This is a genomic window from Pseudomonas sp. GM79, from assembly GCF_000282495.1.
Lineage (GTDB): Bacteria > Pseudomonadota > Gammaproteobacteria > Pseudomonadales > Pseudomonadaceae > Aquipseudomonas.
This window is the reverse complement of the sequence record NZ_AKJE01000061.1, coordinates 34,318-47,118: the sequence shown is the minus strand read 5'-3', so window position 1 is coordinate 47,118 and position 12,801 is coordinate 34,318. Positions and strand designations below refer to the sequence as shown.

Here is a 12,801-nt window from a genome sequence, read left to right as displayed (position 1 = left end):
GGCGAGGGTCGCCGCCAGTAAGCGTCGGCCATGCCATGTCGGGTTACGCATGATCAGCAAGTGAAACGCCAATACGGCAGCGCCGACACCGATCAACATGGCCTGAGCGCTATTGAAGAAATTCGCGACATCGAACTTCATCGTGTTCAGCGGCGAAACCAGCACAATAAAGTGCAGACAGAAGGAAGTGGCCGTGGCGCCGATCTGCGGTTTGGCCATGCCCAGCGCGCCGAGAAACAGCGGCACGCCCATGCCCATGCACAGCAGCGCAAACCCGCTCCATTGCGGCAGCAGAATCTGCCCGACGATAAACGCCGATGGAATCGCCAGCAGGATGCCGCGCAGAAAACTCATGCCGATTTGCGCCCCATTCTCGCGGCTGGCAAACAGACTGCACACCACACACGTCAGCACCAGAGCGCCCGACGCCGCAGGCCATGCCGTCGCCAGCCAGAAACCCGACACCACCAGAAACGCCAGCGCACTGCGCGCGCCAAAGACCAGCGCCAATGACAGGTCGCGATGCGGCGTCAGGGTTCTCGGCGGGTCGGCCGTTTCACGCCCCTCCTGCACCGCTTTCAATGCGGAACAGGCTGCCATGGCGGTATCGAGCAACAAAGTGAAACGGGCCAGACAGTAACTTTGCGCAGCACTGATGTGCGCATCGTGAGAGGCGTCGAGCAACCTCGGGCGCAAGGCTTGCAACTGGGCGGTATCACAAGCGCCAATCGCTTCTTGAACCTCGGTCATCCATGGCATCAGTTGCTCGGCTTCGAGCAGTTCCAATTGATTCCATTGGCGGCGTACCGAACGGGCGATGCGCAACAGCATCAACAGCTTCTGACTCAAACCGCTGATGGCCCGCGCTCGTTGCCGACCGAGGCTACCTTCAAACCAGGCATGCTCGCGCTGGGCATCGACCGCGACGATTTTCCCGAGTATTTCCAGTAGGCCTTTACGCGCCTGAGCGTCACCGGCCAACGTTGCACGCGTGGCATTCATGCCGCTTTGCCAGGCTGCCCGGGCCTGGTCCGCCAGTTGCCGTTCGACCCGCAATGGCCAGAGCAACGCACTGGCAGCGGTGGCGCAGAGAATGCCCAGGCAGATTTCCGTGCAGCGCGCCACGGCTTGATCGAACACTGTCAGCGGATGGGTAATGGCTGGCAATGCGATGATCGCCACCGTGTAACCGGCCAACACGAAGGAATAGGACCAGGCACTGCGCAGCAAGGTCGAACTCGCCGTACACAGCCCGAGCCACAACGCCAACGCCAGCAAAAACAGCCAGGGCGTCTGAGCGAACAGGCCCATGAACACCACCGACATGATCGTCCCGACCAGCGTACCCAACAGCCGTGCCAAACCCTTGTGCACCACCATCCCGGACAACGGTTGGGCGACGATAAATGCCGTCATCAACGCCCACGACGGTTGCTCCAGCCCCCAGCGCAACGCCAGCCACAGTGCCAGGCCGCCGCCGATCAAAGTCTTGATCGCGAACTGCAAGGCGCGGCGGTCAGGCGCGAATAAGGCCTGCAAAGTGATAGGCACGTAAAGCACTCTTGAAAGGACGGTTTAACGATAGCCGGGTTAGGCGTGATGATTTGAATAACAAATTATTAGCTAGCTATCTATATCCCGTCCAGTGTTAAATCCCGAACATAAAAAAACGCCAGACTGGCTGGCGTTTTTGACCGATGACAAACGCTTATGAGCGTGCGCGAGCCTGGTTACGCAGGGCTTTCACCTGATCATGGTTGCGTTGCACGCCGTGATACTGGCGTTCAACGATGTCACGAATGCTCACCAGGTTGTCTTTGTTGATTTTTTCCAGTGCTTCCTTGTAGGCCTTCAGCGCGTGGTCTTCACCGCGTTCGGCTTCGTTCAGCACCGCCTCTTCATCCTTGCCGGTGAACATCGCCTTCACATCGACCCAGCGACGGTGCATATCGCCACTGACACTGGTGGAGGTTTCCGGATCACCACCGAGGGAGCGCACAGTCGCCTGCAGCTCGGCAGCGGCAGCAGCGCAGTCGGCGGAGCGCTGCATGAACAGGTTTTTGAGTTCTGGATGCTTGATGTCTTCAGCGCAAGTCTTGAACCCTTCCTGACCGTCTTTACAGGTTTCAATCAGGTCGTTGAGTACAGAGATCGCTTCTTTATTAATGTCGGTCATTTTTCAATTCCTTGCGGTTGATGAAAGATGCAATAAGTAGTTGCAGCCTGCATGCCAGCTTTGAATTGATGACTTTTTACTTATATTTCAATTGGTTGGATTTTAACGAGAAATCTGTATCCGTTTTTTTTGCATGATCTGTCATTTGGCCTGCATGCAGAATGCCTGTATTTTCCAGACTGTTTTGAATCAAGATGACTGATGATGAATCCCGAAAAGCTCGAACTGCTGATTACCCGCGAAATGCCCTTCGGCAAATACAAGGGCCGCATCATCGCTGACCTGCCCGGCCAGTACCTGAACTGGTTCGCTCGCGAAGGTTTCCCCCACGGTGAACTGGGCGGTTTGCTGGCTTTGATGCAGGAAATCGACCACAACGGCTTGTCGGAACTGCTCGAACCCCTGCGCGCCAAACACGGCAAACCCGCGCCTCGCCACTGACCCGCCCTACCTCACCGAGTTGCTCATGCCCGATAACACCCGCCGTACCCGCGATGAAGCCTTTTGGCAGACCTTTGCCGACCGTTACGCGGTCGAACCCGGCCCCCTGAACCTGGAAAACGGTTATTTCGGGCGCATGTCGCGCACCGTGGTCGAGGAGTATCAGCGCAACATCGAACTCATCAACCGCGGCAACTCGGTGCATGTGCGACAGCGCTTCGAACAGGGCGAAAGCGTCAAGATTCGTGAGCAACTGGCCGAGCTGATCGGTGCCCCCGCCGAAGCCGTTGCCTTCACCCGCAACGCTTCGGATGGCCTGCAATCGCTGATCCGCAACTACAATCGCCTGGCACCGGGCGATCAGGTGCTGATAAGCGATCTGGAGTACGACACGGTAAAGGGCGCAATGCGTTGGCTGGCACGTTATCGAGGCGTGGAAGTGATCGAGATCGAACACTGCCACCCCGCGAGTTTCGACAGTTTACTCACCGCTTACCGCGAAGCTTTCGTGCGTTATCCGCGACTGAAGCTGATGGCGCTGACCCACGTCACCCATCGCACCGGACTGGTCATGCCGGTGCAGGCGATTGCCGCTGCCGCCAGGGAACACGGGATCGATGTGATCCTCGACGGCGCCCATGCCCTCGGTCAGATCGAGTTCGATCTCGAGAAACTGGGCATCGCTTTTGCTGGCTACAACTTGCACAAATGGATCGGTGCGCCGCTGACTCTGGGCTTCATTTACATCGCCCCCGAGCGCCTGGCCGATATTGACCCGGACATGGGCGAGATGCATTTCCCGGTCACCGACATTCGCGCCCGCACACCCTACAGCACGCCCAATATTCCGGCCTTGCTGACCCTGCCGCTGGTGTTTGAAGAGCATCACGCCATGGGCGGTTCCGTCGCCAAGGGCATGCGGCTCAATTACCTGCGTAACCGATGGGTCGATGCCGTGCGGGGGTTACCGGGCATTGAAGTCATGACCCCGGATGACCCGCGCCTGTATTGTGGCATTACCTCGATGCGCTTTACCCGGCATGCCGATCAACAGGCGCTGGTCGAGCGCCTGCTCAACGACTACAACCTGTTTACCGTGACGCGCAGCGGTGCGGCGTGTGGCCCGTGCATCCGCATTACGCCGGGCCTCACCACCACCGCTGCCGACATGGATCGGCTGGCACGGGCGCTGACTGAACTGCGCTGAGGTCACACGGTGTATTTGTCGAAGTCCTCGGGCTTGATTTGCGATGACACTGCAAACGTGTCGACGCCGATGGTCATGTGCCCGAAAAAGCCGTCGTCGTTCGAGTCTCGACCGATGGCATGGACATTCAAGGTCGAGGCTTCGCCGCCTCGGTGTTTGTAGTGAAAATCTTCATCGTTTGTCAGCGCTGATACCGTGCGCCCGCCGTATTCTCTGGCATCAAGCACCGATCTCGACGCTACGTCCGGGAGGTAGAGCTGGCCAACCCAGGCGACATGGCGTTCTTCGAGATAGTTGTTGCCGGCTGTGATGCGTACCGCGACATGAATGTGCAGCGCTCGGCCGGCATAAAACCCCGGATAGATCGTGGTAAACCGGACGATGCCCTTTTTGTCCGTGAATTGCCCACCACGCAGGTAGGTATCATCATCGGTACGCGGGATCGACCCGATATCGCCGACGCTGACTTTTTTGTCTGGATTGATCTTGCTCCACCCCGAATACGCCCCGCGCGCGTTGCAATGCCAGATATCGACCACCGCCCCGGTGACCGGTTGACCGGTCATCGCATCGACGATCGTCAGCCGCAGCACCAAGGGGATGCCATCCATGCCTTCGCTGATGTTGCGTCTGATCAGTTTCGGGTTTCGAAAATAGGGGCCGGCGATCTGTTCGGGTGACAGTTGGCAAGCCGGAGGTGGGGATGTCGTTGCAGTATTGTCGTCCATGACGTTCTCTCTTCAATAAGATGAACGCAGGTTAACGCTGGACGGGCGACGAGATGCGGTAACTATGTATCGCGTGATGTCCTGTGGGAGCGGCGGTGCGGCGATCCGACTTGCTCGCGAAAGCGGTCTGACAGTCAAAATCTGCATTGAATGCGACGGCCCCTTCGCGAGCAAGCCCGCTCCCACAGGGGTTTTACTTCAGGCAAAAAAAACGGTGCACCGACCAAGCGCACCGTAAAGCCGTAGAACACACAACGAAGTGTTTGGTAAATCAGGTTAATCAGTCCAGCAGCGCCAACGCCTCGGCGGTGCATTCCTGGATGCGGGCCCAGTCGCCGTTCTTGATCCACTCGGGGTCAAGCATCCAGCTACCGCCCACGCACATCACGTTTTTCAACGCCATGTAGCTCTTGATATTGGCCGGGCTGACTCCGCCGGTCGGGCAAAATTTAACTTCGCCGAACGGGCCGCCCAGGGCCTTGATGGCCGCGACGCCGCCGCTGACTTCCGCCGGGAACAGCTTGAAGCGGCGATAACCCAGGCTATAGCCTTCCATGATGCCGGAGGCATTGCTGATGCCCGGCAACAGCGGGATCGGGCTGCCGACACTGGCTTCAAGCAAGTCACGGGTGATGCCCGGTGTGACGATGAATTGCGAACCGGCCGCTTCGGCCGCGGCCAGCATGCTGCGATCCAGTACGGTGCCGGCACCCGTCACCAGTTCCGGACGCTGCTCGCGCAGGATCTGGATCGCCTTGAGGCCGAACTGCGAACGCAGGGTCACTTCCAGCGCCGTCAGGCCACCGGCCGCCAGGGCGTCGGCCAATGGCAGCACGTCCTGTTCACGCGCGATGGTGATCACCGGCAGAATCCGCGCCTTGGCGCAAAGGCTGTCGATCAGGGCAACTTTGTCCGCCATGGAAACGGTCGGGGATGTGTTTGTCATAGCGGCTGATCCTTGGTTCATGGGCACCAGTAAATCTCTAACGTTGGTTGCAGAAACGCCCGAATCGGCATGGCGGCGACATCGTCACCGGCCAGTGCGGCATTCAGGGTGGTCAGCTTGGACTGACCGGAAATCGATAGAACGGTGTGCTTCGCCGAAGCCAGCAGCGCGCGACTCATGGTCAGGCGTTGATGGGGCACGGTCGGCGCCAGCATCGGCCAGCAACGACGGGTGCCGTCGACTTTCAAGGCATCGGCCAGGTTCGGGCTGTTGGGGAACAGCGACGCGGTATGACCGTCGTCGCCCATGCCCAGCACCAGCACGTCGATCGCTGGCAATTCGGCGAGCAAGCGATCAGCCTGCTCGGCGGCCTGTTCCAGGTTGGCGGTGGCACTGTAGAGGCTCAGGAACTGAGCCTTGGCCGCCGGGCCTTGCAACAGGTAACGCTTGAGCAGACCGGCATTGCTGTCGGCATGTTCCACCGGCACCCAGCGCTCGTCAGCCAGGCTGACCACCACTTTCGACCAGTCCAGCTTCTGCTTGGCCAGGTGCTGGAAAAACGCCACCGGGCTGCGTCCGCCAGACACCACCAGCGTCGCGGCGCCTTGTGCGGCAATGGCGTCGCTCAGTTGCCTGGCCACCGTCAATGCCAGGCCTTCGGCCAGCAACACCGGGCTTTTGAACTCATGAGCGCTAACGCCCTGAGGCAGTTTCAATTCAGATATCGCCATACCACGACCTCCCGTCCCGCGTGATCAGTGCAATGGAGCTCATCGGCCCCCACGACCCTGCCGCGTACGGCTTGGGCGCATCGCCGGATTTTTTCCACCCGGCGATCAACTGGTCACACCACTTCCACGCGGCTTCGATTTCATCTTTACGGACAAACAAATTCTGATTGCCGCGCATCACTTCCAGTAACAACCGCTCGTAGGCGTCGGGAATCCGCGCGCTGCGATAAGTGTCGGAAAAATTCAGCTGCAACGGACCGCTGCGCAGCTGCATGCCCTTGTCCAGGCCTTGTTCTTTGGTCATCACGCGCAAGGAAATGCCTTCGTCCGGTTGCAGGCGGATGATCAGTTTGTTGCTGATCTGCAAGCGCTGCTCGGGGGCGAAGATGTAGTGCGACGGTTCCTTGAAGTGGATGACGATCTGCGACAACTTTTGCGGCATGCGCTTGCCGGTCCGCAGGTAAAACGGCACGCCGGCCCAGCGCCAGTTACGAATGTCGGCACGCAGGGCGACGAAGGTTTCGGTGTCGCTCTGGGTGTTGGAATTAGGCTCCTCCAGATACCCGGGTACCGATTTGCCTTCGCTGTGGCCGGCGATGTACTGGCCGCGCACCACTTGAGTGGTCAGGCCTTCCGGGCTGATCGGCGCCAGCGCCTTGAGGACTTTGACTTTCTCATCGCGAATGCTGTCGGCGGACAGGTCAGCCGGCGGGTCCATGGCGATCAGGCAGAGCAATTGCAGCAGGTGATTCTGGATCATGTCCCGCAGCTGCCCGGCCTTGTCGAAATAGCCCCAACGGCCTTCGATCCCGACCTTCTCGGCCACGGTGATTTCCACGTGGGAGATGTAATTCTGGTTCCACTGGGTTTCGAACAGACTGTTGGCGAAACGCAGGGCGATCAGGTTTTGTACGGTCTCTTTGCCCAGGTAGTGGTCGATGCGGTAGGTGCGGTTCTCCGGGAAGAACTGCGCCACGGCGTCGTTGACCTTGCGCGAGGATTCCAGGTCCGAACCGATGGGTTTTTCCAGCACCACGCGGGTGTTTTCGGTCAGGCCGACCTTCGACAGGTTCTCGCAAATAGCGCCATACACCGCCGCCGGGGTGGCGAAGTAGGCAATCACCCGCTGGGCACTGCCGGCCTGCTCGGCCAGGGCGACGTAATCGTCAGCCTTGAGGAAGTCGACGTGCAGGTAGCTCAAACGGGCCAGGAAGCGCTCGACCACCGCTTCATCCAGCTCTTTGGCGCCCACGTAGCGGCGCAGTTCAGTGGCGATGAATGCCAGATGCTGCTGCTCGCTGCCGGGTTCACGGGCCAGCGCGATAATGCGCGTATCCTCATGAAGCAGGCCGGCGCCATCGAGTTGATAAAGGGCAGGAAACAGCTTGCGCAGGGCCAGATCGCCGAGAGCGCCGAACAAGGCAAAGGTGCAAGGTTCAACCGTAATCGAAGGCATGATGTTTGTTCTTTTATCAAGTTAAGCTACAAATACCTTTTTTCAAGGCATCACTCAAGGGAAAATGTAGTAATAACCACAACATTTTCGCAAAATACAGATTCCGAGTGGTGGTCGGTCGGAGCCATCAGTAGGATAGGCCACCGTTATGGGCCGTATCAAAGGCCCAATTTGCATTAGTCGAACGCTTATTTGCGCTGCTGACCTAAGGAACATGAAATGGATCGCGTGCGAAATTTACTGGAACAGATCCAGAATCGCCTTGAAGACCTGAACAAGGCTGAACGCAAAGTCGCCGAAGTGATTCTGCTCAACCCGGAGCAGGCCACCCGGTTCAGCATTGCCGCCCTCGCCCAGGCCTCGAAGGTCAGCGAGCCGACGGTCAACCGTTTCTGCCGCTCGTTCGGCGTCAGCGGCTACCCGGAACTGAAACTGCAGCTGGCCCAGAGCCTGGCCAGTGGCGCGGCGTATGTCAGCCGGGCGGTTGAAGCCGATGACAATCCGGAAGCGTATACAAAAAAGATTTTCGGCAGCGCCATCGCCTCTTTGGACAGTGCGTTGCAGGCGCTTGACCCGAGCCTGATCAGCCGCGCCGTCGACCTGTTGATCCAGGCCCGGCAGATCCACTTCTTCGGCCTCGGCGCCTCGGCCCCGGTGGCGCTGGATGCCCAGCACAAGTTCTTCCGCTTCAACCTGGCGGTGACCGCCCATGCCGACGTGCTGATGCAACGCATGATTGCCTCGGTGGCCCACACCGGTGAGTTGTTCGTGATCATTTCCTACACCGGCCGCACCCGGGAACTGGTGGAAGTGGCGCGCATCGCCCGGGAAAACGGTGCTTCGGTGCTGGGCCTGACGGCCGAGGGTTCGCCGCTGGCCAAGGCCAGCACCTTGAGCCTGAACATCCCGTTGCCGGAAGACACTGATATCTATATGCCGATGACGTCACGGATCATTCAGCTGACCGTGCTCGATGTGCTCGCCACCGGCATGACCCTGCGCCGGGGTGTGGATTTCCAGCCGCATTTGCGCAAGATCAAGGAAAGCCTGAATGCCAGTCGGTATCCGATTGGGGATGAATTCAATTAGTCTGATCTGAGTTCTTTGTCGCCTGACAAGCCGCCTTCGCGAGCAAGCCCGCTCCCACAGTAGATTTTCAGTGGACACAGCATTTGTGTTCAAAGCAGATCCACTGTGGGAGCGGGCTTGCTCGCGAAGGCGATACCCGCAACACCATGGATTTTGAGCTAAACCCCAACCCGCGCCTGCAAACTCAAATGCGCCCGCTCACCCGGTGCCAGGCTCAAGCTGTCGGTCCCGCCGCTGGCCGCTTCCACACAGACAAACTCTAAAATCTCGTTCCAGCTCACGCCCAGCAACGGCCGCGAGCCGGGATGCCAGACCACCGTGTCCGCACGGTCACCGGTGTCGATGCACAATTGCCGCTGCCAGGCGTGGTCCTTGAGCTGCAATTCGCCGTCATGCTGAAACACTCGCTGACAACCGCCATCAACCCGCAACTCGCCTTCCTGCTGACAAACCTGGCGGCTCAACTGGTCGTAACCTTGCGCGCCATCGAGCCCAGACAGCGCTACCTCGCCCACATCACCAATACGCCAATAGGCGTGCAACGCCTGGCTCAACTGGCACGGCATGTCGTCTTGATGCTCGGTGCTCAGGTGCAAATCCATGCGTTCACCCAAGTGCGCGTGCAAGTCCACTTGCCAGTCGCACAGCTGTAACTGCCAGTGCAGGTGCACGCCATCGTCATCAGCGCTACTGTCGAGCAGTTTCCAGTCGAGCAAACGCGCCCAGCCATGGGACGGCCAGGCGTTTTCGCTCGGATGACGGCCGTACCACGGCCAGCACACCGGCACGCCGCCGCGAATTGCACCGACATGCGGCCATTTCGCCGCGCACCACAGCCAGGGTTTCTGTCCCTTTGGCTGGAAGTGCAGCAGCTGCGCGCCCTGCCGGCTGAACACCGCCTGACACAGCGGATGGTCGATCACCAGCACATCGCGCATCTGATAGCGCTCCCACGCAAACACCGGACGTTCGCGCAAGGATTTGAAGAAGCGTTGTAGCGGATGCTCAAGCATGTGCCACGGTCCTGAAAATCATGGGTGTACTCACAACCTCTGAAAACAACAGCGTTTTTGTAGCCAGTGAATTCTCTGTGGCGAGGGAGCTTGCTCCCGCTGGGCTGCGAAGCGGCCCTAAAACCATTCACTGCGGTGCTTCAGGCAAACCGCATTCGCCGCGTTTACGACTGCTACGCAGCCGAGCGGGAGCAAGCTCCCTCGCCACAATGCAATCGTCAGCCGCCTGGCTGATCAGCCCCCCAAAAAAAAGCGGACAGCCATGGCCGTCCGCAAATATGCGCACATAGAGAGGAGCTTATCGCAACAGCGTCAGAACACCGACTGAATTTTCAGACCGGCCACCAGAGCGTTGTCGACTTCATCCACACCGCCCGGGTGAGTGATGTATTGCAGGTTAGGACGGACGGTCAGCCAGTTGGTAACGTGGAAACCGTAGTTGATCTCATAGTTGTACTCGGTGGAACGCAGTGGCGAGAACAGCGGATCGTTGTAGTCGCTGACGCCATTGGCGGCGTTGACCAACTCGGCGTTTTTCTTCACGTCATCGTTGACATGGATACGGGCGAAACCGATTCCGACGTCATCTTTAGGACGCGCATCGAACGGCCCCTTGTACACAAACATCAGCGACTGGTAGTTGTCGACGAAGTTGGTGTCCTTGTCGTGGAAGGTGGCGTTGGCGGCGATGTTCAGACCGCGTGAAGCATCACCGTTATGCGTGGTGAGTTGTTGCTGCGCCACGAACCAGTAGCCGTGCTTGCTATCGTGACTGCGATAGGCGTTGCCGCTGGTTGCCGCATCGTCGCCGTTGTCGTCTTTACGCACGTCATCGGCGTTGGCAGTGCTCTTGTAGTAACCGACACGGTATTCGCCCGGCAGGTTGTTGACCTTCGGCGACCAGACCAATTCAACCGGCAAGACGGTGCCCTCGGTACCACTGCCGCTGAGCTTGAAGCCGTTACCGTGCTCAAGTTGCGACGGGTTCTGGTTGTACGCGCCGATCTGCGCATAGAACTCGGGCGTGATGTTGTACTTCACGCGAACCGCTGCCTGCATGACCGGCCAGTTGTACCAGATGTTGGTCGCCCAGTTACCCGCTTGTGAACCGCAGAATGCCAGGTTCTGGAACTCGCAAGGGAAGGTGTTGAAGTCTTCGCCTTCGCCGAAGTAACCGGCCTTGACGTCCAGTTTACCGTCGAGGAACTGGTGCTTGATCCACAATTGGGTCAGACGGACCATGTGGCCACGGCCGTAGACTTCCTGGGAGGAACTCAAGGTGCCGGCACGCGGGTCGCCGACACGGTCATTGGAGATGTTCTCACCGTTACGGTTGGTGAGCTGGATCTTGGCCTGGGTGTTATCCCAGCCCCACAGTTTTTCCAGGTCCAGCGCCACGCCCAGGCCAAACTGGTCGGCGTAACGCGCCGTCTTGTCGTCGTTGTAGCCGCCATGCAGGTTGGCGCCCACTTCACCAACGTAGTCGGCCTTGATGTCGATACCTTGCTCGATCAGCCTGGTCCGCTCGCCGCCCCAATCCCCGGTCATCCACTGCGAGTCGGCACTGAACGCGTCAGCCGCGTGTGCGCTACCGGCCATCGTCATCATCGCAAGCGCTGACAATTGGCAGATAAGCTGAGCGTTGTTCTTCTTCTTCATCCCTACATCCTCGTTTTATTGTTATTAACTGTTTTTATCTAACGCGGTTTACATCGATTGCGACGGATGTCCCCATCCACCGCGAATCCCCCCTGTGGGAGCGGGCTTGCTCGCGAAGGCGGTGTATCAGTCGACATCACTGTTGAATGTCAGACCGCTTTCGCGAGCAAGCCCGCTCCCACATTTGATCTTTATCTGCCTTTGAACTTGGCCACGTTGGCGCTGTGAGCTTCGGTTTTCGGCAGGCCGGCCACCCCCAGGCGTTCACCGGTCTTGGCATCGAACAACAGCACTTTCGATGGATCGAATTGCAGGGTCAGGGTCTCGCCCACGGCCGGCGCGACGTCCGGTGCCAGGCGGCAGCAGACTTTGGTGTCGTTGAGGTTGACGAACACCAGGGTGTCGGGACCGGTCGGTTCGGTGACCTGCACTTCGGCGCGAATGGTTGGCAAACCATTCGGCTCGCTGCCCGCCAGCACGATCTGCTCCGGGCGCATGCCGAGGATCACTTCGCGGTCTTCGAGCCCGGCGTCCTGCATGCCCAGCGGCAATTCGCAGCGCGCCTGACCGCTGTCGAGCAGCGCCACCAGACGACCGTCCTTGCGTTGCAAACGCAGCGGGATGAAGTTCATCGGCGGCGAACCGATGAAGCTCGCCACGAACAGGTTGGCCGGGTTGTTGTAGATGTCTTTTGGCGTGCCGAACTGCTGAATGATCCCGTCCTTCATCACCGCCACTTTGTCGCCCAAGGTCATGGCTTCGATCTGGTCGTGAGTCACGTAGACCGTGGTGGTTTTCAGACGCTGGTGCATCAGTTTCATTTCGGTGCGCATCTCGACCCGCAGCTTGGCGTCGAGGTTGGACAGCGGTTCGTCGAACAGGTAAATCTTCGGCCGCCGTGCCAGCGCCCGGCCCATGGCCACGCGCTGTTGTTGACCACCGGAAAGCTGACCCGGTTTGCGGCTGAGCAGGTGTTCGATTTGCAGCAGCTTGGCCACGCGAGCGACTTCTTCGTCGATTTCGGCGGTGGGCATTTTGCGAATCTTCAAGCCGAACGCGATGTTGTCCCGCACGCTCATGGTCGGGTACAGCGCGTAGGACTGGAACACCATGGCGATGTCGCGATCTTTCGGGCTCATGCCGCTGATGTCGGCGTCGTCCACCAGAATCGCGCCACCGCTGATGTTTTCCAGACCCGCGATGCAGTTCATCAGCGTGGACTTACCACAGCCCGATGGACCGACCAGGATCAGGAACTCGCCGTCATTGATCTTCAGTTCGATGTTTTTCAGGGTGTCCGGCAAACCGGCACCGTAAGTCTTGTTGACGTTGCGTAATTCGAGAGTTGCCATGTT

General features: G+C 59.1%; 12 protein-coding genes. 3 read left to right on the top strand and 9 right to left on the bottom strand.

The annotated features are described in order from the left end of the window. Together PMI36_RS11920 and PMI36_RS11925 are read right to left on the bottom strand one after the other, a co-directional pair. On the bottom strand, nt 1–1,551 hold a 1,551-nt coding region (locus tag PMI36_RS11920; protein ID WP_008072968.1), incomplete at its 3' end, for an FUSC family protein. A 157-nt stretch (nt 1,552–1,708) separates the two neighbouring features. After that, nucleotides 1,709–2,176, bottom strand: coding sequence for a ferritin-like domain-containing protein (locus tag PMI36_RS11925; protein WP_008072967.1), 468 nt, complete (start codon nt 2,174–2,176; stop codon nt 1,709–1,711). Between the two features lie 204 nt (nt 2,177–2,380). On the opposite strand from PMI36_RS11925, the gene PMI36_RS11930 reads away from it, so the two are divergent. Continuing rightward, nucleotides 2,381–2,617 (top strand): DUF3820 family protein, encoded by a 237-nt coding sequence (locus PMI36_RS11930; protein ID WP_007949456.1) that lies wholly within the window; start codon nt 2,381–2,383, stop codon nt 2,615–2,617. 25 nt (nt 2,618–2,642) lie between these two features. Further along, nucleotides 2,643–3,824: an aminotransferase class V-fold PLP-dependent enzyme gene (locus tag PMI36_RS11935; RefSeq protein WP_008072966.1), complete on the top strand. Its 1,182-nt coding sequence runs from the start codon at nt 2,643–2,645 to the stop codon at nt 3,822–3,824. A 2-nt stretch (nt 3,825–3,826) separates the two neighbouring features. Here the strand turns inward: PMI36_RS11935 and PMI36_RS11940 are convergent, their stop codons facing one another. From PMI36_RS11940 to zwf, 4 genes are all read right to left on the bottom strand, one after another. Beyond that, nucleotides 3,827–4,552, bottom strand: a complete 726-nt coding sequence (locus PMI36_RS11940; protein WP_008072965.1) for an intradiol ring-cleavage dioxygenase — start codon at nt 4,550–4,552, stop codon at nt 3,827–3,829. A gap of 280 nt (nt 4,553–4,832) precedes the next feature. Then, nucleotides 4,833–5,498 (bottom strand): bifunctional 4-hydroxy-2-oxoglutarate aldolase/2-dehydro-3-deoxy-phosphogluconate aldolase, encoded by a 666-nt coding sequence (locus tag PMI36_RS11945; protein ID WP_008072964.1) that lies wholly within the window; start codon nt 5,496–5,498, stop codon nt 4,833–4,835. Nucleotides 5,499–5,515: 17 nt separating this feature from the next. Beyond that, a complete protein-coding gene (gene pgl, locus PMI36_RS11950) occupies nt 5,516–6,229 on the bottom strand; it encodes a 6-phosphogluconolactonase (RefSeq protein WP_008072963.1) in 714 nt (237 codons plus the stop codon). Then, a complete protein-coding gene (gene zwf / locus PMI36_RS11955) occupies nt 6,216–7,685 on the bottom strand; it encodes a glucose-6-phosphate dehydrogenase (protein WP_008072962.1) in 1,470 nt (489 codons plus the stop codon). The genes pgl and zwf overlap by 14 nt, the downstream gene beginning before the upstream one ends. Before the next feature lie 228 nt (nt 7,686–7,913). Here zwf and PMI36_RS11960 point away from each other — a divergent pair, with 228 nt between their 5' ends. Next, a complete protein-coding gene (locus PMI36_RS11960; RefSeq protein WP_177319492.1) occupies nt 7,914–8,774 on the top strand; it encodes a MurR/RpiR family transcriptional regulator in 861 nt (286 codons plus the stop codon). Nucleotides 8,775–8,932: 158 nt separating this feature from the next. Here PMI36_RS11960 and PMI36_RS11965 read toward each other — a convergent pair whose 3' ends face one another. The 3 genes from PMI36_RS11965 to PMI36_RS11975 form a co-directional block, all read right to left on the bottom strand. Next, nucleotides 8,933–9,787, bottom strand: coding sequence for a D-hexose-6-phosphate mutarotase (locus PMI36_RS11965; RefSeq protein WP_008072960.1), 855 nt, complete (start codon nt 9,785–9,787; stop codon nt 8,933–8,935). A gap of 312 nt (nt 9,788–10,099) precedes the next feature. Beyond that, complete coding sequence (locus PMI36_RS11970) at nt 10,100–11,446, bottom strand: carbohydrate porin (protein WP_008072959.1); 1,347 nt, start codon at nt 11,444–11,446, stop codon at nt 10,100–10,102. Nucleotides 11,447–11,637: 191 nt separating this feature from the next. After that, nucleotides 11,638–12,798, bottom strand: coding sequence for an ABC transporter ATP-binding protein (locus PMI36_RS11975; RefSeq protein ID WP_008072958.1), 1,161 nt, complete (start codon nt 12,796–12,798; stop codon nt 11,638–11,640). Between the last annotated feature and the right edge of the window lie 3 nt (nt 12,799–12,801).